Here is a 23,980-nt window from a genome sequence, read left to right as displayed (position 1 = left end):
ATCCAGACCGTTGTTCTTTAGATTTCAATCTTATTTTATAAGGGTAATAAATCCCGACCAACTTCATAAGCAATCTTAAAATGACCATTAATGGGGGATAATGAATTAAGATCTCTGCATAGATATTTTGTAATCATTTTTCGCCGCTTTCAGGGGCCTATTACCTCAGCATAAAATTTCCATCTCCCATCTTCCCTTTTCCGTCATCCATTTATACATCTTCCATTTTCCCTATCTTTGCATTATGGATGTTTTTGGTAAAGCGCTAACAGATATTTACAGAACGGGTGAGGCAGATACGCTTTGGTTGCATAATTCTTACGGAGAAGCTGAAGAAATGCCTTTAGAATTTTTCTTCCGTGATGATGAAGATATGCCGGTTTTGGAGCTTCAGGCTTTGCATATGTGTAACGGCAAAGTATTGGATATCGGTGCCGGTGTGGGCAGTCATGCTTTACTTCTGCAAGCCTTTAATATTGATGTTACAGCGATTGATATTTCGGAAGCTGCGGTGAATATTATGAAAGACCGTGGAGTAAAAAAAGCATTTGTACAAGATATTTTTACCTATCAGGAGAAATTCGATACCATTATCATGCTGATGAACGGTATCGGTTTAACAGGAACTTTACCCGGTTTTAAGACTTTTTTGATCAAACTAAAAGACCTCATCAATCCTAACGGGCAGGTAATTTTCGATTCTTCCGATATCGCTTATTTATATGAAGATATGCCTAAACCACAAAATCAATACTATGGTGAGGTATCTTACCAGTATGAGTATAAAGGGGAAAAAGGCAATTGGTTCAACTGGATTTATATAGATGAAGAAACCATTAAACAGATTGCGGCAGAAACGGGATGGAATCCTGAATTGATTTTTGATGATGGTGAAGATCAGTATTTGGTCAAATTAACTTTAGCGCAATAATCTAAAAGTTGCAAAGCCTAAAAACCCATCTGTCATTCTGAACGCAGTGAAGAATCTTTTTGAAAAGCATACTACATCTGTTCTAGGAATTCTTCACTACATTCAGGATAAGGTAGTTAAAAATTAAAAAATGTCTGTCTTCCGCCAACTTTTTGGCCAAAATTTTGAATATTATAAGTAAGGGTAAACATGCCATATCTGCCCAGGTTATTGCTTTGCGCATCAATAACGCTGTTGCCTATAATCTGGATGTTCCTACGTACGTTACTCTGTAAAATATCGTTCACTGAAAATTTTAGTTGGGCCCTGTCGTTTTTCATAAACAGGTAAGTAAGCGCGGCATTCCAGAATTTAATATTATTGTTATAACCTGCAATTTTTTGCTCGTTGATAGTTAAAGCATAACTCGTTTCAAAAACCATTTTTTTAGGATAACGGATAATCAGTTCAGATGTACTTTGATGGGTATTGTAACTAATATTGGTATAATAGCGATCATTATATCTACTGCGGTTTAAATTTACTGAATATGACTGGTTAATTTCTATCTTATCGTTCAGGTTTAATCTTACACTTCCATTTGGCCCTACGTAAAATATATTGGCATCACTCTCAATATTGTTTACGATAACTGGATTACGATCAAAATTAGCCCAGAAACCTAAACCTATTTTTAAAGTTGTCTTATCTTTCCTGAAATCTTTAGAGATATTGGCACCACCACTAAAATTGTAAATGCCGTTCCTGTTTACAGGATTAACCGTTTGTACACCATCTTTAATAGTAATAGCATTGACAATGCCGTTTTTTGTGAAATTACCATAACCGTATAAATTGTAATTAATTAGGTTCTTAGGATCATACTTATACATATTCATGCTTAAACCTTGCATACGGGCAGGTAATAAATTAGGGTTTCCATTCCGGATGTAAAGTGCATTTGTATTGTCGGCCACTGGCTGGAGATAACTCACATTTGGTTCAGTAAAACGGGCCGAATAGTTAAAACGGAATATTTTGTAATTCAATTGAAATGTAGGCCATACAAAGTTATAATGTTGATCGATGCTCGCACCATTAGTAAAGCGGTTGTCTAACGAAATATAATTGTGCACCAATCCGGGTTGAAGGTAGAGATCTTTGGTTACTTTATATCCAAGACTGATATTTGTGTTGGTTTTGAAACCTGCCTGTTTAACCGTTTGCGATAAATTAGGAACTACAATATCGTAAAGTTGGTTAGCCGGATTACGGTAAAATGTATTCAATGCATTTTCATTTTTAATGATATTCCCACTTATGTCAGTTTTAAATTTCAATTTTTTGCTGATCGGTTCGGTATAGTTACTGTAGATGTAGGACTTGAAGTTATTAATGGTATTATTTCTTAACTGGTCGATTTCTGCAGTAGATGGTGTGAGGTAAAAAACACTTCTGCTCCTGTTGTAATTGATAACAGGGTTAGGGCTTGCAGAAATATCGACTCCCATATTGAAAGATCTGCCTGCTTTTTTGAAATCTTTACTAAAATCGGCTCTTAACTGATATTGGTTGCTAGAAGTATTCAGGTCATTCAAATTCTCGAGTTTGTTGATGAGCTGATTATTCGCATTATTATTGCTTGAAAATATTCTGTTTACTGAGTTGTTGGAGCTGAGCACTATTGCCGGCTCAATAGTTAGTTGTGTTAAAGAATCGATCTGCCAGTCTAATTTTCCACCGATATTGTGCTTGAGAATGAGAGACGTAGTATTTTCATTGGTGTTGGTAATTAAACGATCAGTGCCAAGGGTTTGGTTGGTGTTAGAAAGTTTCTCTAAAAGGTTATTAGACTTTCCGAAGAAATACTGCGTATTAAATTTGATCCCTTTTTTATTGATCGTATTAAAATTAAAACCACCGCCCGATGAAGTTTGAACCCCATTATAACTTCCGCCAAAATTAATGCCGTTAAACTCGAAATATCCTCCAGAGGTCATCATCATGGAGTTTACACCGCTTCTGTTAAATCCACCTATACGCTGCACGTCATTGGGGTTAAAGCCCGGCTGATTGATGTTGTTGCCATAGGCCAATACACTTACCTGCGTAGTATCCCTAAAGAAATTCATTAATCCACCGGCTTGATACAGATCTTTTAAGCCTCCGCCAGCGTATAATTTACCGAAAGCACCTTTTTTAATGGCTTTCTTTAGCTTTAAATTGATAATCTGTGGTATTTCTGCAGCAGTTAAATCCGGAGCACGTCTTTTAGCCTGTTTATCTTCAACTACCTGTACCTTATCTATGATATTTGCTGGCAGGTTTTTGGTTGCAATCTGCTGGTCGCCACCAAAAAACTCTTTTCCGTCTACTAAAATTCTACTTACTGTTTTGCCGTTAACCTGTATAGAACCATCAGCCGCAATGGCCACACCCGGAAGCTTTTTTAACAAATCTTCTACTACTGCAGATGGCAGGGTTTTAAAAGATTCTGCATTAAATTCAATGGTATCTTTACGTACAATTACCGGAGGGCGCTCTGCAGAGATTACTACTTCATTTAAATCATTCGCTTTTGTGGAAAGGTAAAGGGTGCCTAGGTTCAAAGCCGGATTGGCTGTGCTTAGTTCTACTTCTTTTCTGAAAGTTCCATATTGCCAGGCTGTTACCACTAATCGGTATTTTACACCCGTTGCCAGACCATTGATTTTAAAAACGCCTTTATCGTCTGACAGTTTATAAGTAGTTAATACGCTGTCGCCAACTTTATAAACCGAAACAGTAGCGTAATTTAAAGTGGTCTTATGGTTAGCGCTATCGGCTAATATACCGGTGATGCTTCCATTTTTTTGTGCAAACAGGCTAAAGATAATTAAACTAAAGGCAAGGGAAAGTATGAGTTTTTTCATGTATGGTTTTGAATAGGCTAGCCTAAAATTATTGGCTATTTTTTTATAGAATCAATAAATGTGATGAACTGGACTAAAAATGTGATGGATAGCGGTTTGTTCAAATACTGACACAATATTCAAATAGAGGTTGCATATAAAACTAAATAACTATTTTTTTAGTTAAAAGTAAACCGATTATCCTGCATTTGCAAATAGCAACGGAAAAATTACAAAATTGAAAACAAAAAAGCCCCATTGCATGGCAAGGAGGCTGATTGAGCGTATTATTGATTTAGTGCAGATCGTTATAATTGATAATTTTTACATTTGGGTTTTTAGCTAAAATTTCTTCCATCCATTTCCGGTGTGATGCGCCAACACCTACCACAACCCTTTTTGCTTTTTTAGCTTTGGCCTGCTCAATGATATTCTTACACATCCCTTCGTTTCTCAAGGTCCATTGTGCAACCATTTCTTTTACCGTTTCAGTTGGGAAACCTGCATATCCATAAAAGTGAGATCCACCATAAAAGTTCCAGGCTTCATCTAAAACACCATATTTTACCGTATTCATGCCAGCGTAGGGATCAGCATTAAATACCTTTGCTTCATCTTTATTGTAAGACCAGTATTTTTCTATGGCTTTAACGGTAGCAGCTTCCAGCGAGCTGCTATCGGTTTTTGCTTTGCCGATTAAAATCTTGTATAATGAGTCTGTTTTACTCCAGGCCTCTCCCCAGGGTTTATCATAGGTTTGGCAATCCATATTATAAATACGATCTTGCTGTAATTGATAAATAAGCGGGAAATAAATTTTGCTGTATTCGCTTCCCGGTCTGTAGAAACCTATCTTTTTTAACGAGTCTGTACTGCCAAACATCTTTGTATAGGTTGCCAGTTCTTCTCTGCCGAAATGCTGTTTCATATAGTTCTCCAGGACAAAAATCTGATAATCAGCATTTCCTCTATCCCAGTTTTTAGCATAATTAACGGCTAAATTCATTCTTGTTTTATGATAGTAAGCAAATTTAGCGAGTGCTTTCTGGTCTTTTTTAATTTGTGCATCAATGTTTTTAGGAGATTCTGGGTTTAATTTTTCCAGATAATCATGTTCTTTTTTAAACAATTCTTTTGCCCAGTTACTTTCTTCCAGTTTACTGTAATCATCCTTTGGCAGGTATTCGCCAAAAACCATATCAGGCTTAAAATTTTTAAGTTTATCAATTATTGCCTGAAAATTTAGGGTCGATTTTGAATTGTTGTGGGCAGAGCCAACTATAACAATTTCGATTTGATTTTGGGCATTCAATTTAATGGTAAATGCCACTAGCAGTATTAATGCAAAGCTAAGTTTTTGTATAGTTCTCATCATTTTGTTTCGTTTTTGTTGATTCAAAGATGAGTATACAGGCTTTACTGCTCAATTTAATTATCCCAAAGGCTCATAATATTATCCCAATCGGAGAAAAGGAGAATTAGTGATTGAGGATCCAAAATGATGTGTTTGAATAGCGGTTTAGGGTTTTCGTACTGGAAATGATGCTATTCCATCAGTTTTTGATTAAAGCCAACGATTAATTTAAACAGATCTTTATACTTGGTAAGTGGTAAGGTTTCGGGTTTATCGAATATATCATGATAGGCAGAGGGACCACCCTGTGTATAAATGAAGAATGCAGGTACACCTTTTTCAGTAAAGAAATAATGATCGCTATTGGCCGCTTTACCTCTCGAATTGATTTTGGAAATGTAATGATGTTCATTATTGATGGCATTTAGCTGTGCAAAGGCTTTTGGGTAAACAGTCGCATTAACCACTGTCATTCCGGTTTCTCCTGTACCCACTAAATCCAGATTGATCAGGAATTTTATATTACCGAAGGATACCAGCGGATTTTCTACAAAATACCTTGATCCCAATAATCCAGCTTCTTCGCCAGCAAAACAGATAAAACCAATAGAGTAGGGTTGGGGATTGGCGGCGTAGTATTTGGCGAGACTTAATAAAGTAGCCACACCAGCCGCATTATCGTTTGCACCTGGGAAATAGGTAGCTGCCCCCATTCCACCCAAGTGATCGTAATGTGCGGTAATGATTAACAATGAATCAGGATATTTAGTTCCTTTTACTAAACCAGAAATGTTGGCTGCCTGAAAATTTGGGATAAACTTGTTTTCAATGTCTACGCTGATTTCTTTCGGGATGGCAGCGAAGCGCTTTTTATTAAGCTGTATGGTGGTAACATCCCCAACCTCAGAAGCTACAGACCAGGTTAATTTATCTTTTAGTAAAACTTGTAGTGATGGTGTAGCGCGGTAGTTAAGGCTGTCAACCGGAGTTAGTTTCGATATTTGTTTAATACCCGGACTTTCATTATTTATAATGAAATCTTCGCCAGGAATGAGTTTTTTGCCATTAATGCTTACCTCCATTTTCCCGGGGAAAGTATTTACAGGAAAATTAAACATTTGTTTATATGCTGTTCCCATTGGCGATAAGCCTATTTTTTGATAGGCATCGACAATATAATCAGCCGCTTTTTTCATCCCATCTTTGGTATAACCCCTGCCCCAGAATGCTTTTGAGGTAAGGGTATTGATTATATTTCTGGTATAAGTAGAATCCTGTGCAAAACTGTTAACGGCACAAAAAAGGAAGATGAAGAAACCGAATCTTTTCATGCCGGAATTTAGCAAAATAAAATAATTGTTGGTCTGGATTTGTAATCCAGATGTAGAGAATTTTTAGAGGGATTACAAATCCACAATTCATGTACTCGTGATTGCAAATCTCCGCCAACATCTCGAGGTTTAAATAAAAATGGTCGATGTTAACAGCTCTTGCCATCAATCATCAACCATTTACCAAAAGTTAGTCTTTTCTATTTTGCCAGATAAGGCTGCAAAGCTGTTTTAATTTTTTCTTTGTTCTGCGCTGCCGTCCATTTTTCTTTGATAGATTGATCGCCCAGGCTAAAAAGTGTTTCATAAAGCAATTTACCATTGGCCATAGTTTTTACTTTAAATGTGCTTTGCGCACCAATAATATCGGCCCAAACACCACGCACATCTGCCCAGTAAGCGCTTTGGCTTGCCCACCACTTTTGTGCATTTACGAAAATTTTCGGGTCTATTTTGGTAAATTCCTCATAACCTTTTTCAATCGCTAATAGTTGATCACCACTGGCTGAGCGTATAATTTTTTTATTATCCTGTTCAAACATCCAGCCGCTTTTGGTGAGGGTAATTCTGCTGCCACGGTTTAGTACATTATAATCTTTACGTACGGTAGATTCTCTTCTCGGTAATGGAGAATCGGTTTCGCTCGACCATGAATCATGCCCGCCAACATGGCTCCACGTGCCATAGCCCTGGTACCGTGGACTATCATCAACCTGATATACTTTTTGTGTCCATTTGCCTTTAACATCGGCTGGCGTTAAATTGCCCTTTTTCCATGCATTACCTTCTGTATAAAGCAAGATGTTGGTATCCTCATAGGTCCAGTCCTGGCGCCAATGTTTAATTACTGTGGTATCATTAATCGCCAACATGTGTTGTATTACAATTCTTTTAGGCTCGTCAACAATAATTTCTGCCCATTCATTGCCATGGCTTTCATAAGGTTTACTGAATTTGTAGTTAGGATCTGGAGCAGTAACCTCGCCATAGTTAAAATTCACTTCATAGAAGCCTGCTAGCGATTTTATTGCTTTTCTGTCTTTCTCTAATTTTTCTTCTGGAGAATCTACTTTTGTTTGTGCATGAGTATTAAGGGCGATTAAACCGGTTAATACGAAGATTAGGTTCAATAACTTCATTTTTATAATTAATTAGATTGTAGTTAATTTACCGCAGTTGCGGGATTTTTCTTCTTTTTCTTTTTGCCCCACCAGATGATAAATCCGGTTATAGGTAAACTTGCTGCAATTAAACTGGCAAAAAATGCCATTATTTTTCCGGGAAGGCCCAAAATTGCGCCAACGTGGATGTCGTAATTCATACCGATAAGCGCCTCACCAGCGTTTTTATCGCTTTGGTTTTTACGGGCCAGCAATTTGCCGGTATACTGATCGAAAAGCAAAACATCAAAATTCCAATAGGTTTCCTTGCCTTTGTAGCCAGTTGCATAAATGGTTGCTGTACCACCTTCGGCTGGTGACATTCCGATGCGTTCTGCATTTTTAAACATCTTTTGCGCGGTTTCAAAAGCGATATCAAATGGAATGGCTTTAATGGTTTTAGTCGAATCTGATTGGGCCAGTATTGCTTTTGGAGGTGAGATACTACCCGATGCCACTACATAAACTGTACGCTGGAACCACTGAAAGGCCCACACCAGACCGGTTAGCGCCAGCATTAAACAAATGATCATCACATAAAAGCCAAGTACATTGTGCATGTCGTAGTTAATGCGTTTAAATTTGGCTTTCCATTTGATTTTGAAACTTTTATCGAAGTTTGATTTCTTGAGGTTTTTAGGCCACCACATCACCATACCGGAGATTAACAGGAAAACAAAAATGATGGTGCTCCAGCCAATAACCTGCTGCCCTATGGGGTGGTTGATGAGAAAACTCCAGTGCAGCATTTTAATGATGCTGAAAAATTCGTATCTATAATCCGATATCAATGTCACCTTGCCAGTGTATGGGTTAATCAGTACGAGATCGTAATAATCTATCGAATCGAAATACCAAAATGCTTTAGGGTTGCCAGGCTTATAAGTACCAAACTCCCATGCGCGATTGGCTTGGGTATAGCTCGATATAAAAGTAACCTTTTTCTTTCCGCCCAAAGCTTTTTCGGCTATTCCTTTTAATGTACTTAAGGGAATTGTTTTTTTGTTCGCAGGTACATCAACAAAAAACTCTTTTTTATGGATAAACTCGGTAATCTCTTTCTGAAAGGCAAAAATACAACCTGTAATGCCCAAGTGAAAAACCACAAGACCAGTAACAATACCCAGCCACAAGTGAAGCCAATCGCTGATTTTTCTAATCCGCGATTTTTTAGTTTTTCTCTGTGTAGGTTTTTTTTGCAACATTAAGCTTTATTGAATAAATGAACCAACAAGTGGGTTTGATTACCAATTGGTCAAAAAAATTGAGTTAATCCGTTTATTGAACTTCGGTAGTGTAGGTTACCAAATGCCATGTTTTTTCGTAATCCTTTCCGTTCAGTTTGCCAGGTGTTTTATCTTCGGTAAAAGCTTCAAGAAAGTAATTTCCTTTTGCAGTTGGTTTGAAGGTAAATTTACCCTGTGCATCGGTTTCGGTAGGTTGGCCTTTCTTATCCGGCCCAACAACGGTTAATTTTTGGTTTGCGAAAGGCATTTTATTATAAATGACCTCATGAACGGCCGATTCACCCAATTTTAGAACGTGTTTATCCGGCCTGATCGTTAAAGCTGCTCCAGCCGGAAAATTAGTGTTGATTTTTGAGGTGCCAACAGCAACATCCGCAAAAGCATAATACTCAATTTTTGCCTTTTCGTAAACAGCAGCGACCTCGTGTACAATAGAAATTTTATAAGTACCGGCTTGATCTGGTGTAAAACTGGCTTTATAAAAAAGTATATCTGGCGAAGCCGTTAAAACTTTTGTATGGCCATCAGGTGCTGTTAAAACCAATTTGAATTCTTTAAGGTTGCTGAACCATTTTGCCGCAGAATCTGGTTCGTTGTTTTCATATTCTCCGAAGAATACTTTTACTTCCTGAGGCTGCCCTTTTTTGCCTGTTGAGGCTGTCTCTATCCATAAGGCATGTGCAAATACATTCGAGATGCTAAAGGCAAGGAATAATGCTAATAATGAGATTTTAGTTTTCATGTTTTCGGTTTTAAAACCGGGAGCAGCTGATCTGATCCAGATGCTCCCGATGGGGGGTAATTAAAATTTGTAAGCTACACTTACACGGTAGTTTCTTGGCGCTTCGGCTTGCCATGAATAAACAGGCTGATTATAATCAGGCGCATTCCAGTAATTGGTGTAGTAAGCGCCGCTATATAAATACTTGTCTAAAATGTTGAATATATTAGCAGTTATTTTTAACTTTTTGTTTCCCCAAAATAGGCCACCATCAAGTTTAAAATAATCCGGTAGGTTTTCGTTCGAATTTTCTCCGCTGTAAGTACCTACTGCTCTACCGGCTAAATAAGTAAAGCCACCAGAAATGCCGGCGCCTTTAAGCGGGCCATTTTGTAGGGTATAGGTTAACCAGGCATTGCTAGTATGTTTAGAAAAACCCGGTACCACCTGGCCGACAAAAACACCTGTGACACCATCGGCCACCTTGGTTACCTTACCGTCTGTATACGCATAGTTTGCAATTAGATTTAATCCTTTAGCTAACTCTCCACGGATATCAAATTCTATACCTTGCGCTCTTTTTTCGCCAATTACAATGCTGTAGGTCTCTCCAGCTTTGTTATAAGGGTCGGCGGTGATTTCATTTTGTTTGGTAATTCTGTACACTGACAGGGTGGTATTCCAGCGGCCATCAAACCAGTCTTTTTTGATGCCAAATTCTTTATTGTTACCGGTAATGGGTTTTGCGGTACCACCATCCCGAAAAAATCCGGTTTGTGGAGTAAAAGCTTCGTCGTAAACGGCGTAAACAGAGGTGTTTTTATCAACCGATACACTTAAGCCAACTCTAGGGGTAACGTGTTTGGCTTTGTCTGCAGGGCTGCCATAGGCTGATTGATTAACATAGGTATAACGGCCCGCAAGGGTTAATCGCACGATGTTATTAAAGAAACCCAGTTCATCCTGAACATATCCACTCAAGTATTTCTGATCCATTAAACCACCTGCGGCAAGTGCCCTTTCTGATAATGGTGTAATGCGATCAAATTGAGGATAGCCGTTTGATGGGAAGCCATAATTGGGATTGTATAAATTAAATGGGGAACTGGCCAGGTCTAAATTGTGAGATTGGCCCCAATCTGCCATGTAATTTTTCTTGCCACCATCAAAACCGGCTAAAATACGATGCACAATTCCACCGGTTTTAACCGTTCCGTTTACAAATAACTGTCCTAATTTCATTGAACTTTCGGCGTCCCAAATGGCCACATTACGGATAATAGTACCATTTGTATTTACAGTTGTTGGCCATGAGCTGTTTCCGGTTTGCAGATATTTGTAATAAGCTGCCTGTGCGGTGATTTTCCAGTTTTGCCCCAGTTGCTGGGTAAGGTTCAATGTTAAACTATGATCGTTGATTCGGGTAGGCTGTACCCCAGGTTGCGTTAAGGTAAAATCTCTTGGTAAGCTGGCATACCCTGCAGTATTAAAAATATAATAAGAACCCACTTCGGTCATTTTAGCATTTTGTAAAGTGTATTCTGCTGTCAATTTTGTACTCGGCGTAATCTGATAGCTTAACACAGGTGCAAAACTGTAACGGTCGTTTTTTTCATAGGGTCTGAACGATCCTTTATTTTGTGCTGCTGCATTTAATCTAAATAGGAATTTGCCATCGGCAGTTAATTTATGATCGAAATCTATAGCCGTACGGTACATATCGAAACTGCCTGCAGTAAAGGAAACCTCACCCTGGTTTAACCCGGTAGGTTTTTTGGTTACTACATTGTACATTCCACTCGGATCGCCATTGCCCAACATAAATCCGGCCGGACCTTTTACAAACTCGATATGATCAACAAAGCTCATATCTTCCGTAAGCGGCCCCCAGTATGAAGAAACCACATTAAAGCCATTGCGCATCGCCTGAATTTGTGAACCACGCATCAAAATATTAGTGTATAAATCGCCCCAATGCTCTAAGCGGACCGCACCGCTCACATTTCTGATTAAACCATCACTCATACTAATAATCTGCTGGTCTTTCAAGATTTGATTACTTACAATTTGAATGTTTTGAGGTGCTTCTAACAACGGTTCGTTTAACCGCAGCGTTGCCGATGGTAAACTCACCTTATATTTTTTGTTGATGCCGGCAACGATTACTTCTTCCAGTACCTGATCGTTTTCCTTTAATACAAAGTCTACAATAAGGGTTTGCCCGGCCGCAATAGTGATGTTTTTCTCTGATGGATCGATACCCACCGCCGATGCTTTAATGGTATAGGTACCAGCCTTAATCCGGTTAATTGTATATGAGCCGTTTTCGTTAGATGTAGTTCCTAACCCTTTTCCTTTTAATCCGATTGAGATAAAAGCTGCGGGCTTTCCATTAGAAGTGGTAACCTTGCCACTAATGGTTGCAAATTGCTGGGCAAAGCATAGTATACTGGTAAGAGTGAATAAGAAAGTAAAACTAAAAAGTTTGATTTTAAGCATTGCTGTATTTATTTGGATTAATTCTAAACAGATGCAAAATAACGTCAGAATTCTCGATAATCCAAATTATTTTGAATTATTCTAAATTAGGGAAATTGGCCTGTATTCATGCTGCTTTTTTGCCTGTTAAGGGCTAATGTACTAAAACGTTAGTTTATCGATTTAGCTACTGATAACAAAAGATTTTTTCTAAAATTTCTTATCGAAATCTGATTGCTAATTAATTAGCTTAATGTATTCTGAAAAGGGCTGAAAATAAGACTTAATTCATTGAAAAAATGCCATTATGTGATATATGGGCACATTTTGGAATTTGAAATTCTAGTGTTGAGAAAGTAAATGTTAATTAATGTTAAATTTTTAAGTTAAAATATGGTTTTATTTAGCTAAAAATTAGTTAATGGTCAGGTAAAAATGTTGATACTTTTAGCGTATTATCAAACTAACTAACTAACCATCAATGGAAAAAACTTCTACAAGACATTGCTATGTGAAATTTTTAACGGCAACATTATTCTATCTACTCATCCCCTGGCTGGCCTTTGCCCAGAAGACAATTAAGGGAACAGTTGTAGATCAAACCAATAAACCCATACCCGGGGTTTCCATTATCGAAAAGGGTACCAAGAACGGTACCGCCACCAACGCGGATGGAAAGTTTACCTTAACCGTTCAAAAAGAGGGTGCAGTTATTACTGCCAGAATTGTAGGTTATCGTTCGGTAGAGAAAACGGTTTCGGCAAGTGGCACAGTAAGTTTTTCTTTGGAAGAGGATAATAATACACTGAACGAAGTAGTTACGATCGGTTATCAAAAAATTACCAGGAAGAAAACTACAGCGGCAATCTCTAGTATCTCTGGCAAGGAACTGGCTAACTTACCTGCAGCAAGTTTTGATCAGTTGTTGCAAGGACGTTTATCAGGCGTAAACGTTCAAAACTTTACTGGCCAGCCAGGTGTGGCACCTACGGTATCGGTAAGGGGTAACTCAACAGGAAGTACAGGTTATGATCAATTTAATGTGATCAGATCACCGCTTTATGTGGTGGATGGTGTGCCTCAATCCTCTGATGATCTTGTGCCACCGGGAACCGGTACAGGAACCAACTACATGGCCGGCCTTAACCCGAACGATATCGAATCTATTGACGTGTTAAAAGATGCCTCAGCAGCAGCTATTTATGGTTCAAGAGCAGCCAATGGTGTAATTTTAATTACAACGAAAAAAGGTGTTGGTGGCGATACAAGAGTAAGCTTTAACACTTATTATGGTATGGTACAACGCCCTAACTTAAGGCAGGCTACCATGGGTACTACAGAACGCAGGCAAAAAATGGAGGTGCTGCAAAGACAGCTAAGTTACGATCAGCGTGTACAATTGCCTTTTATACTTACAGATAGTTTAAATCCAGCTTTTAATGGCCATACCGATTGGCAGGATTTATTTTATCAGACGGGTAAAATCAATGATAATAACCTCAGTATAAGCGGTGGTACTGATAATGGAACAACTTATCGTTTCAGTGGAGGTTATTATGATGAAGATGGTATTGTAAAAGGAACGGGCTTTAAACGTTATACCACACGTTTAAACCTTACCTCAAGGGCAATGAATAAAAAATTAATGATCAACCCCATATTTTATTATTCAAGTGCCAGCAGGGGCAGAGGGAACGAAGATCCAAACGATCCATCTAAGCCCACTAAAATTGGTTCTGGCAATTTACCATCTTCGTTATTCAATATATCTCCCGAAAAACTGGATTATTTTGTGAGTAAGGATGGTGAAAATTTAAACAGAAATGTGTCTAACCAATTTGGAGCTAACCTCAACCTGGCCTATGAATTTAATAAACACTTTACCTTAAATTCCCAATCTTCTTATACTAGTGATAATACCCGCAGGGATGTAAGTATGAGCAATTTGTTAAATAATGGTTTTGGTAACAGTTCTTCCAGTTTTTCTTCAAGTGCTATAGGTTTAAGAACATCGAACTATTTAGCTTATAATGGTTCTATTAAAAAACACTCTTTCAGTGCAGTAGCGGGTCAGGATATAGAGTATAGCTTATTTCAGTCTACCCAGGCATCCGGATATGGTGGCGCATCAGATAATATTCAGACAGTTACTGGTTTTAAACAACAGAATATTTATGCCTATTCAAATTACATCGCCCATGGATTGATAGCTTATTATGGTCGTTTTAATTATGATTATGACGGTAAGTACCTTTTATCAGGAACGATCAGAACGGACGGTTCATCTGGTTTTGGTGAAAATAATAAATATGGCGTGTTCCCTTCTATTTCTGCAGGTTGGCTTCTTTCAGAAGAAAACTTTATGAAAAATCTAACCAATAACCCTTTTACACTAATTAAAATAAGGGGAAGTTATGGCGTAACAGGAAATGAAGATAAAAGAAATGCTTATGTGCAATACAATAAATACCTGGTTAACAATGGTGGATTTGCGGGAAATGGTACAGCTAACGGGGTGGCATTTGGTATTCAAGGTGCTACTTCTTATAATGGTGTTACCGCTATTACCCCTAATTTTATAAATGGTGTTGCACAAAAAGATATTAGCTGGGAGAAATCGACACAATGGAATATTGGTACCGATATGGAAATTGATAATGGTAGATATGCCATTTCATTTGATGTGTACAACAAAGAAGTAAAACAAAAACTTTTTAATGTTGATTTGCCGGTTACATCAGGCTATGACAATGCTTTCACCAATGCATTTGCGGTTCGTAATGCAGGTATGGAGTTAACTTTAACCGCTAATCCTATACGTAAGGAATTTAAGTGGAATAGCTCTTTTAATATCTCTTATAATAAAAATCAGATCATGAGTTTGCCGAATGGTGGCCGTGATATTATTTTAAGTGGAGATCGTTTTGATAAAAACCACGTGCTTTCTGTAGGTAGTCCACTAAATGCTTTCTATTTATATCGTACAAAAGGCGTATTTTCTACTTCAGCAGATATTCCTCAGAATCCTTATACCGGAGAAAGGTATAGAAATAGTAACGGAACGTATAGTGCAGGTGATTTTTATCTGGCAGATTTGGATGGAGATTATTTTATAGATGTTTTTAATGATGGTATCAATCCGGATAAAGCACCAATTGGCGACCCCAATCCACGTTTTACCGGTGGTTGGACAAATAGCTTTTCTTACAAAAACTTTAGCTTAAGTATTTTTGTCAACTTTACACTTAAACGTGACGTACTAAATCTATTTGATTCAGATCGTTTTACGAACGCAACTGATGCTAATGCAGTATATAATTTTGCCAGTGTGTCTTCACCGGATTTAAGTCGCCTGAACATCTGGAGAAACCCTGGAGATCAAGCTGAATATGCAAAACTCGATTTGGGATCCTATCGATATTATTATACGGCTGCACAATCCTTTTTCCTCGAAAAAGGTGGTTATGCAAGGATCAGAAGTATCAGTCTTGGTTATGATTTCAGCCCTAAAATCGTAAGAAAATTAGGCTTAACTCAGCTGAAATTATACGCTATTGCTGATAACGTATATATGTTCCAGCAATCAAAAAAATTACCAGATGCAGAAGCTGTTAGCGGATATGGGGAGTATAATGGAACCGGATATCCTATTCCAAGAAAATATACTTTAGGTGTACAAGTTCAATTTTAATATCGTCAATAAATGAAAAATATAATCACAAAAATCGGTGTGCTTATCGCAGTGGCTACAGCGGTTGCCGTAAGTTCCTGTAAAAAATTACTATATGAGGAGCCTAAGGATGCACCTTATGAGCAAACATTCTGGCAATCATCCAGAGATGTAAGAAGTGCTATTGCCGGTAATTATGCCATGATGCGTAGTGCCATTACCTACAAAAACAATCGTTATTATATGTACGGTGATGCGATCGCCAAAAACTATTTTACGATCCAATATTCCGGAGATGGTTTAGAAGGGATTCAGGGCGGAGATTTTACCTTTCAATACAATCTGAATACACTGGCAAATTATACTTTATATTATAAAAGCATTGCCATGTCTAATCTGATTTTGAAGAAAGTTAATGCCATGAGTAATGCGCAATTGTCTGCTGAGGACGATCCTACACAGTTCCGGAATTCAGTAATTGGTCAGGCCTATTTTCTTCGTGCATTAAGTTACTTTATGATGGTAAGGGTATGGGGAGATGTACCATTGGTTACAGAAGCTTACGAAGATCCGATCAATGCGCCTCAATTGCCAAGAAGTTCAAAATCGGAGGTGATGAAAATGGTTGAAAATGATTGCCACAAAGCGATTAATTTATTAAGCTGGAATTACGCCAATACCGGAGATGCCAAAGTTACTGCAAATAAAGGTTCGGCATATGCTCTTTTAGCCCATTTATATCTTTGGAGAGCAACCATGTCGGATGTTTCGGTTGATGCGCCTAATTTGACTGACGTAAATAGTGCTGATACCACCATAAATACCCTGATCAGCAAAGGTGGTTACGCGTTAGTTGATACTGCCAACTATAAAAATACGTTCATTGGCCGCTCTTCTGAAGGAATATTTGAAATTAACATCAGCGAGAATACATTGGAAGGCTCAAATAGTTCGATAGGTTCGTATTTTCTAAATGAAAATTACATTAAAGGCTATGGAAACAGCCCACGGTTTTATACCAATCCTTCTTATCTTAAAAATCATTTCAAATCCACTACCGATATCCGTTATAAAAAGGGCTTTGACCTCACTAACCCGGATAAACCAATGAGTGTAAAGTACAGTAATGTAACGTACAGAAATCCGGGACAAAAATTAGACCCTTATCTTAGTAATAACATTATCATCTTCAGACTGAGTGACATGAAACTACTTAAGGCGGAGATTGCACTTTACAAAAAAGATGCAGCTACAGCTATTGGTATCATCAATGATTTCAGAAAAAGAAATGACCCAAATCCGGTATTAATCGCTTCGGGAAGCACTGTAGACCAGGTAATGGATGAATACGCTTATGAGCGCGGGAAAGAAATGTACCTGGAAGGACATTTGTTTTATGATTTGCTCAGAACCAGAAGATACGGCCTTGTTGTAGATTGGCTTACAGAAAGCAGGTTTAGAAGAGAAGGTTTTTATTGGCCTGTAGATCCTGCATTGTTTAGAAACAATCCGTTATTGAAACAAACACCATATTGGTTGGGTAAAGTATAAGTTGTTTTTATTAGAGATTAAAAAATATGAAAAATAATATATTAGTATATCTTTCATTAATATTACTGGCGCTAACGTCTTGTAAAAAAAATGATTATAAAAGGGATGGGGGCCCCAGTGATCCCAATGTAAATTTAAGTACTTACGATTACTTAAAGTCTAACCGCAATTTCGATTCCTTAGTGAAAGTGATAGACAGGGCAGGTTTAAAGGATGCTGTAAATGGCAATGTAACCTTTTTTGCAACTACAAATTATGGCATAGCAGAGTATGTGAAAGCCAAGAAATATCAGAAATCTCTCCAACTTGGAAAGGAAAATTTTGATTTTGGTATCAAAGATATTCCTTCACAGGAGCTGAATGATTCATTAAAGACTTATTTATTTGCGGGCAAGATCAACAGAGACCAGATTACCGTTAGCGGTAAGCTTTATAATAGTTTATTGGGGTCTGTTCCAAATATTCAATACCTGATCAAATTGAGACGTTCTTATGAATATACACAGTATGTTAATTATGTGGATTATGTAACGTATACCAAAGTAATTGGAAGCCGTGATGATCAGGAGGCAGATCAAAGCACTATTCCAGATTCACAAAAAGACAAGGCTGTGGATTGTCAAACATCAGGAATTGTTACGACCAATGGTATCGTTCATGTGTTAAGTGGCTACCACAGGTTATTTTTTAATGCACAGTCTTTGGGCAATTAATTTAATCGCAATTATGAAAATGAAATACATTTTAGGCTTATTACTCTTGTTAAGTGTAGTGGCCTGTAAAAAAATACAGAATGGTTTTCTAAGTGATTCCATTCGATACAAAGACAATAATATTTACGTGAAAAAAGGCTTGCCTCTTTTTCAATCAGATCGAATCAATGCAGATGGTTCTACACCACCTTTTACCTATAAATTACTCAATCTGAGAAAAGAAGATGGTTCTCCTGCGCCTGCAGAGTTTTTGAAGGAATATGAAATTACTGTTTTTAAAACTGGTGCCAACTTTGATCCTGAAACAGACATCACGCTGGACTTGCTAAATAAGAAAAGGGAGGTGGTTAAAAAGAAACCAATGGAGTTTAATGAATTGAGTGGACAGCTTACCTTTAACAGAGCATCTGGATTCCTACCTTTGGGAAGATATGTATATGATGTAGAAATGACCAATGGTACTGGTACCAAAGTATTCCCTAAACTAGCGACAATTAATGTAGTGGATCCCACTATAGATGACCTGTTTGAGATTACTGATAATGTAGCTAACGGCTTTAATGATGTTACGGGTGTAGCAACACCAATGAAAAACCCAATCATTACCTGTACAAAAATTTCATCTGTAGGTGCAAGAGCTATACTGAAAATGGTGGATAAAAATGGAAATGTCTTTAATCCTAAAGCAAAAGAAATTATAGCAAGGGGAGATAGGCCAATTTTTGAAAACTATGCTAAATTCAACCCGGTTATTCAAACTGATACTGCTATGATCTGCGATTTTGAGCTAGCACCGTTTCCTTTAACGAAATATGTTACACCGACTACCGACTGGGGTTTCTTAATGTATTACAGAATACCGAGTACCTTTATAAAATCAATAGATGGCTTTCCATCATCACCAGGTTTCTCTGTAAACCCAAGGTGGTCTTGGAGACTCAAATTGGAAGGTACTTATGTCATCCAGGTAAAATTTACTGATGTAACTAGAAAATAGGGCGTGCCATCTTTAACAGGGCAATACGCTTTTTAATACAATCGAAAAAGGCAATTTTCATATCGAAAATTGCCTTTTTTATGAATATGAATAAGATAATTTCTTTCTTATTTGATCATCACAACCTGTAAACTCAATGCGCGTTCTGTGTCGTTAGCAGGTGTTACCAAACCACCACAAATAATATCATAATGGTAACCAGCCGTAAAACTGGTGCTCGCAGATGTAGCTTTAACTGTGCCTGATGAAGTTTCTTTCGCATCTAATGTATAGGTTCCAGCATCTACTGCAATGAAGGCACTTGCACTTTTAAAGGCTTTATTGGTAACCAACGAGGTGGTTGCGCTGGTTTTTGCCAGGTCTAGCGCAGGGGCATCAGGCGATAAGTTGATAAAACGGATGTAGGCTTTATCAGTTGATGGAATAGAAAGATCATCTCCAATCGTATAAACATCCAGTGCGGCAGGTTTATTAATTAAATAGGATGAGTAATAGGTGCTCGCATTCAAAGTAATGTTTTTGGTTAACAAGCTCTCTGCACTGCTGGCTGTTGTAAATTTTAAACTGTAAGTGCCAGCGGCATATGAAACGTAATTAATAGCACCTCCAAATGGCAAAGCTGCTGTATTTACCATATTACCATTAAAATAAGCATTGTAAGTGGACAAAGAAGGTGATGCATTGATTACCCTTAAGTACGATATGGTAGGATCGACAGTTTCGGTTTTTTTACATGAAGTTAGGGCTGTAAAGGCAATTAGCACAATTAAAGTGATCGGTTTGAAATGAAATGACGTAAAATTCTTCATACGGTTAAAATTTGATTTATACTTAAAGAGTACCTGTAAAACGATTGTCAGCATAGATTCGCTACAGCGATGTAAATATGGAGTTAAACAGTATTAAAGAATGTTAAATGTTGTTAAGCAGATGTTAAAATTTAATCTTGAATAAGGTGAGTTGGCAAAACAAAAAAATGGATTAACTGTTGATATGAAGTTTACCTAATCGTTTAATTATTTTAATATGGAAAGGTTTTAATTACATTAATTTTAATGCACCACTAAATTTTTAAAAATGAAAACAAACATCTCAAAATTAGCAATAATTTGCGCTGGCGCATTTGCGCTCTCCTCTTGTAGCAGTTCGTCAAAAGACAAACCTGCAGATACAACCATTACCAAAACAGAAACAACGGTTACTGTTCCTGCAAAGGAAGAAAATGCACCTGACGGAACGGAGTATACAGTTGCTCCGGATAGCGCCATATTAGGAAAGTCAAAAGAAGCACTGGTTAAAGTTACTTCTGCATCATCTATCGATTTAAAGGATGCTGATGGAAAACCGACCGGGGCTGAATTAACGGTTAATTTACAGGTAACCAATAAGAGTACATTAGAAGCTAAAAAGTATTTTGCAATATCAAGTTCTGATGCAAGACTGGAACTGGATAATGGCACTTCTATAACAGGAACAGAGCGTTCCGGAAGTACAAATCCAGAGGCCGAGGCTTCGTCACAGGCTGTGTGGTCGTTCCAGCTTCCTCCGAATGCCAGTCCTAAAAAGTTAAATTTCTTTTTAGACGGAACGAGAGTTTCAGTTGGATTAACAAAGAAATAATATCAGAGCCCCACATTTGGGGCTCTTTACTTTTTACAAAAAGTGTAAAAAAATCAAAAAATATTGCGTAACTCAATTATTATTTAAACCTTTGCAGCTCAATAGAGTTAAAGCCGTTCTAATACGCAAGAAATGATTAAACAATTTTTAAGTAAACTTTCTATTTTCACAGCACAAACCGTGTCTGGAAAAGGTTTGTTTGTTAATCATTTTGAATCCGTGTTTAATTATCCCACAAGCCGGCAAAATTTCACTCCACGTATTTAGTACTCAACTAAACGTAACGAGGAATTGATCCTCTCTAAAAACCCAATTAACAAGAATACTTATAATTTTTCGTTAGAAAACGAATGGATATTAACGAATTTATAGTGCAGGTTGCACTTCCTGAACATCGTGTATTTGCAGAAGAAATTGTAACCGAGATGGCCGAATCTGCGAAAGCACGTGGTACGGGCATAGCAAAACGTTCGCCAGAATACATCTCTAATAAGATGCAAGAAGGTAAATCGGTTATTGCTTTTCACAAAGATGGTTCATGGGCAGGGTTTTGCTATATCGAAACCTGGAGTCACGGGCAATTTGTGGCCAATAGTGGTTTGGTAGTAAGTCCTAAATACCGTAAAGCCGGATTAGCAAAAGCCATTAAAAATGAAATTTTCGGCTTATCGAGAAGGTTGTATCCCAAAGCAAAAATATTTGGTTTAACAACAGGTTTAGCTGTAATGAAGATAAACTCAGACTTGGGCTACGAACCCGTAACCTACAGCGAACTCACCCAGGATGAAGAATTTTGGAAAGGCTGCCAGAGCTGCGTAAACTTCGAAATTTTAAAAATGAAGGAACGTAAAAACTGCATGTGTACGGCCATGCTTTATGATCCGGCTGAGAAAAAACACGAAGTAGCCAAGCAATTTGCCGAAGAACTGCAGAAAAAGCCCAAGTTATACGAGCGCTTTATGCGCATCAAACAACGTTTGGTTGTTAAACAAAAGCCGAAAACCGGCTTAAAAGCCCTTTTATTTTTATTTACCCTTTTATTTAAATAGCATGAAAAAAGTTGTTTTAGCATTTAGCGGAGGATTAGATACCTCATTTTGTTGTATATATCTGGCGAAAGATCGTGGATTGGAAGTTCACTCGGTAATTGTAAATACCGGTGGTTTTTCTGATGAGGAATTACAGGAAATTGAGAAAAGAGCTTATGCTTTAGGTGTAAAATCGCATGCTGTTGTTGATGAAACAGATGGGTACTATAATGATTGTATTAAATACCTGATTTTTGGCAACGTATTAAAAAATGCAACTTATCCACTTTCTGTTAGTGCAGAACGTGTAAGTCAGGCTACTGCAATCGCTAATTATGTAAAGAAAATCGGTGCAGATTATGTAGCACACGGCAGTACAGGTGCAGGTAACGATCAGGTTCGTTTTGATATGATTTTTAATATCCTGATTCCAGGTGTTGAAATCATTACACCAATCAGGGATTTAAAATTATCACGCGAAGCGGAAATCGAATATTTAGCCGGGCATGGTGTTGAATATAGTGCAGAAAAGGCAAGATATTCAATCAATAAAGGCTTATGGGGTACTTCGGTAGGCGGTAAAGAAACGTTAACCTCGAACGAAACCTTACCAGAAAGCGCCTGGCCAACCCAGGTTTCAGAAACGGAATCGCGTAAAATTGAACTTACTTTCGAAAAAGGTGAACTGGTAGCGATTGATGGTGAAACATTGGCACCTGTAAGGGCAATTCAAAAATTACAGGCCATTGCTCAGCCTTTTGGCATTGGCCGCGATATCCACGTGGGTGATACTATCATTGGTATTAAAGGTCGCGTAGGTTTTGAGGCTGCTGGTCCCATTATCATTATCAAAGCACACCACACTTTAGAAAAACATACTTTAACCAAATGGCAGTTAAGCTGGAAAGAACAATTGTCTTCTTTCTATGGAAACTGGTTGCATGAAGGTCAGTTCCATGATCCGATTATGCGGAATATTGAAGCATTCTTAGCTGATACGCAGAAATTTGTAAGCGGTAAGGTTTTCGTTGAGCTATTGCCATATCGCTTTCAGATTATCGGTATTGAATCTAACCATGATTTAATGAGCAACAAATTTGGTAGCTATGGCGAAATGAACAACGCCTGGAGCGGTGAAGATGTAAAGGGTTTTTCTAAAATCTTCGGCAACCAGGTAATGATCTGGCATAAAGTAAATAACGAGGCATAGCCTCTGTGGTTTGAGGTAAAAGGTTAAAGGCGTAAGGTTATAGCGCCAAAACCCTAGGCCTTAAACCCAAACCTTAAACCTTTTTAAATATGAAAATTAAAGCAGGAATAATTGGCGGAGCGGGTTACACTGGCGGCGAAATGCTGCGCATTTTGGTTAACCATCCACATGTTGAAATTGCTTTCGTAAATAGTACCAGTAACGCTGGAAACCTGATCTCAGATGTACATACTGATCTGATCGGTGATACAGATTTAAAATTTGTAAGTGATATTCCACAAAATATTGATGTATTGTTTTTATGCGTTGGCCATGGTGATGCTAAGAAATTTTTGGCTGCTAACCCAATCAACGAAAGCATTAAAATTATAGATTTATCTCAGGACTTTAGGTTACATGAAAAAGCTAAATTCGAAAACCGCGAATTTGTTTATGGATTGCCAGAACTGAACCGCGATAAAATTAAATCAGCGGGTAATATTGCTAACCCAGGCTGTTTTGCAACTTGTATCCAGTTGGGATTACTGCCTTTAGCTGCTAAAGGGGTGATCCAAAATGAGGTTCACATTAATGCTACTACCGGATCTACCGGCGCAGGCCAGAGCTTGGCTACAACATCTCATTTTAGCTGGAGAAACAACAATCTTTCTATTTATAAAGCATTCGAACACCAGCACCTGAATGAGATTAGCGAGAGTTTATTGCAGTTGCAACCGTCACTTACTGAAGCTTTAAGTTTTATTCCACAGCGTGGCGCATTTACCAGAGGTATTCTGGCTGCTATGTATCTGGACAGCGAACTTACTTTGGAAGAAGCCTATGCCATTTACGAAGATTATTACAGCGCGCATCCTTTTACGCATGTGAGCTGTAATAATATCGATTTAAAACAGGTAGTGAATACCAATAAAGCACTGGTGCACATCGAAAAACATGGTGGCAAATTATTTGTCATCAGTATTATCGATAACCTGTTAAAAGGAGCCAGCGGACAAGCGGTTCAGAATATGAACTTGATGTTTGGCCTGGAGGAAGATGCCGGCTTGAAGCTTAAAGCTGCTAATTTCTAGGCGGAAGGCTGGAGGGTAGAAGGCTGGAA

The 23,980-nt window shown here is 37.9% G+C and carries 17 protein-coding genes; 9 read left to right on the top strand and 8 right to left on the bottom strand.

Annotated elements, in window-relative coordinates; all coding sequences use genetic code 11:
• Positions 1–244: 244 nt before the first annotated feature.
• On the top strand, positions 245–931 hold the full coding sequence (locus tag OQX63_RS18950) for a class I SAM-dependent methyltransferase (RefSeq protein ID WP_265852385.1): 687 nt from the start codon (positions 245–247) through the stop codon (positions 929–931).
• Positions 932–1,047: 116 nt separating this feature from the next.
• Here the strand turns inward: OQX63_RS18950 and OQX63_RS18945 are convergent, their stop codons facing one another.
• From OQX63_RS18945 to OQX63_RS18915, 7 genes are all read right to left on the bottom strand, one after another.
• Positions 1,048–3,822: an outer membrane beta-barrel protein gene (locus OQX63_RS18945; protein ID WP_265852384.1), complete on the bottom strand. Its 2,775-nt coding sequence runs from the start codon at positions 3,820–3,822 to the stop codon at positions 1,048–1,050.
• A 274-nt stretch (positions 3,823–4,096) separates the two neighbouring features.
• Positions 4,097–5,176 carry a DUF5694 domain-containing protein gene (locus OQX63_RS18940; RefSeq protein ID WP_265852383.1) on the bottom strand — a complete coding sequence of 360 codons (1,080 nt, stop codon included), beginning with the start codon at positions 5,174–5,176 and terminating at the stop codon, positions 4,097–4,099.
• Positions 5,177–5,346: 170 nt separating this feature from the next.
• On the bottom strand, positions 5,347–6,486 hold the full coding sequence (locus OQX63_RS18935) for a M28 family metallopeptidase (RefSeq protein WP_265852382.1): 1,140 nt from the start codon (positions 6,484–6,486) through the stop codon (positions 5,347–5,349).
• A gap of 200 nt (positions 6,487–6,686) precedes the next feature.
• Positions 6,687–7,625, bottom strand: a complete 939-nt coding sequence (locus OQX63_RS18930; RefSeq protein ID WP_265852381.1) for a DUF6607 family protein — start codon at positions 7,623–7,625, stop codon at positions 6,687–6,689.
• A 23-nt stretch (positions 7,626–7,648) separates the two neighbouring features.
• Positions 7,649–8,851 carry a PepSY-associated TM helix domain-containing protein gene (locus tag OQX63_RS18925; protein WP_265852380.1) on the bottom strand — a complete coding sequence of 401 codons (1,203 nt, stop codon included), beginning with the start codon at positions 8,849–8,851 and terminating at the stop codon, positions 7,649–7,651.
• A gap of 73 nt (positions 8,852–8,924) precedes the next feature.
• Entirely contained in the window at positions 8,925–9,635 is a 711-nt protein-coding gene (locus OQX63_RS18920) for a DUF4198 domain-containing protein (RefSeq protein ID WP_265852379.1), read from the bottom strand.
• A gap of 60 nt (positions 9,636–9,695) precedes the next feature.
• Positions 9,696–12,113: a TonB-dependent siderophore receptor gene (locus tag OQX63_RS18915; protein ID WP_265852378.1), complete on the bottom strand. Its 2,418-nt coding sequence runs from the start codon at positions 12,111–12,113 to the stop codon at positions 9,696–9,698.
• A 460-nt stretch (positions 12,114–12,573) separates the two neighbouring features.
• Here OQX63_RS18915 and OQX63_RS18910 point away from each other — a divergent pair, with 460 nt between their 5' ends.
• From OQX63_RS18910 to OQX63_RS18895, 4 genes are read left to right on the top strand one after another with little or no spacing between them, the layout of a single operon-like run.
• Positions 12,574–15,783, top strand: a complete 3,210-nt coding sequence (locus OQX63_RS18910) for a SusC/RagA family TonB-linked outer membrane protein (protein WP_265852377.1) — start codon at positions 12,574–12,576, stop codon at positions 15,781–15,783.
• 12 nt (positions 15,784–15,795) lie between these two features.
• Complete coding sequence (locus tag OQX63_RS18905; protein WP_265852376.1) at positions 15,796–17,313, top strand: RagB/SusD family nutrient uptake outer membrane protein; 1,518 nt, start codon at positions 15,796–15,798, stop codon at positions 17,311–17,313.
• Between the two features lie 26 nt (positions 17,314–17,339).
• Entirely contained in the window at positions 17,340–18,026 is a 687-nt protein-coding gene (locus tag OQX63_RS18900; RefSeq protein WP_265852375.1) for a hypothetical protein, read from the top strand.
• Positions 18,027–18,045: 19 nt separating this feature from the next.
• Entirely contained in the window at positions 18,046–19,023 is a 978-nt protein-coding gene (locus OQX63_RS18895) for a DUF5007 domain-containing protein (RefSeq protein WP_265852374.1), read from the top strand.
• A 107-nt stretch (positions 19,024–19,130) separates the two neighbouring features.
• Here OQX63_RS18895 and OQX63_RS18890 read toward each other — a convergent pair whose 3' ends face one another.
• Positions 19,131–19,832, bottom strand: coding sequence for a DUF4397 domain-containing protein (locus tag OQX63_RS18890; protein WP_265852373.1), 702 nt, complete (start codon positions 19,830–19,832; stop codon positions 19,131–19,133).
• Positions 19,833–20,100: 268 nt separating this feature from the next.
• Here OQX63_RS18890 and OQX63_RS18885 point away from each other — a divergent pair, with 268 nt between their 5' ends.
• The 4 genes from OQX63_RS18885 (at position 20,101) to argC (ending at position 23,951) form a co-directional block, all read left to right on the top strand.
• Entirely contained in the window at positions 20,101–20,643 is a 543-nt protein-coding gene (locus OQX63_RS18885; protein ID WP_265852372.1) for a hypothetical protein, read from the top strand.
• Positions 20,644–20,993: 350 nt separating this feature from the next.
• Positions 20,994–21,692, top strand: a complete 699-nt coding sequence (locus tag OQX63_RS18880; protein WP_134204214.1) for a GNAT family N-acetyltransferase — start codon at positions 20,994–20,996, stop codon at positions 21,690–21,692.
• Position 21,693: 1 nt separating this feature from the next.
• On the top strand, positions 21,694–22,881 hold the full coding sequence (gene argG, locus OQX63_RS18875; protein WP_265852371.1) for an argininosuccinate synthase: 1,188 nt from the start codon (positions 21,694–21,696) through the stop codon (positions 22,879–22,881).
• An 89-nt stretch (positions 22,882–22,970) separates the two neighbouring features.
• The gene (gene argC / locus OQX63_RS18870) at positions 22,971–23,951 is read left to right on the top strand and encodes an N-acetyl-gamma-glutamyl-phosphate reductase (protein WP_265852370.1); all 981 of its coding nucleotides are present in this window, start codon (positions 22,971–22,973) and stop codon (positions 23,949–23,951) included.
• Positions 23,952–23,980 lie beyond the last annotated feature (29 nt).

The organism is Pedobacter sp. PF22-3 (assembly GCF_026239555.1).
GTDB lineage: Bacteria > Bacteroidota > Bacteroidia > Sphingobacteriales > Sphingobacteriaceae > Pedobacter.
This window is presented reverse-complemented; position numbering and strand designations above follow the sequence as displayed.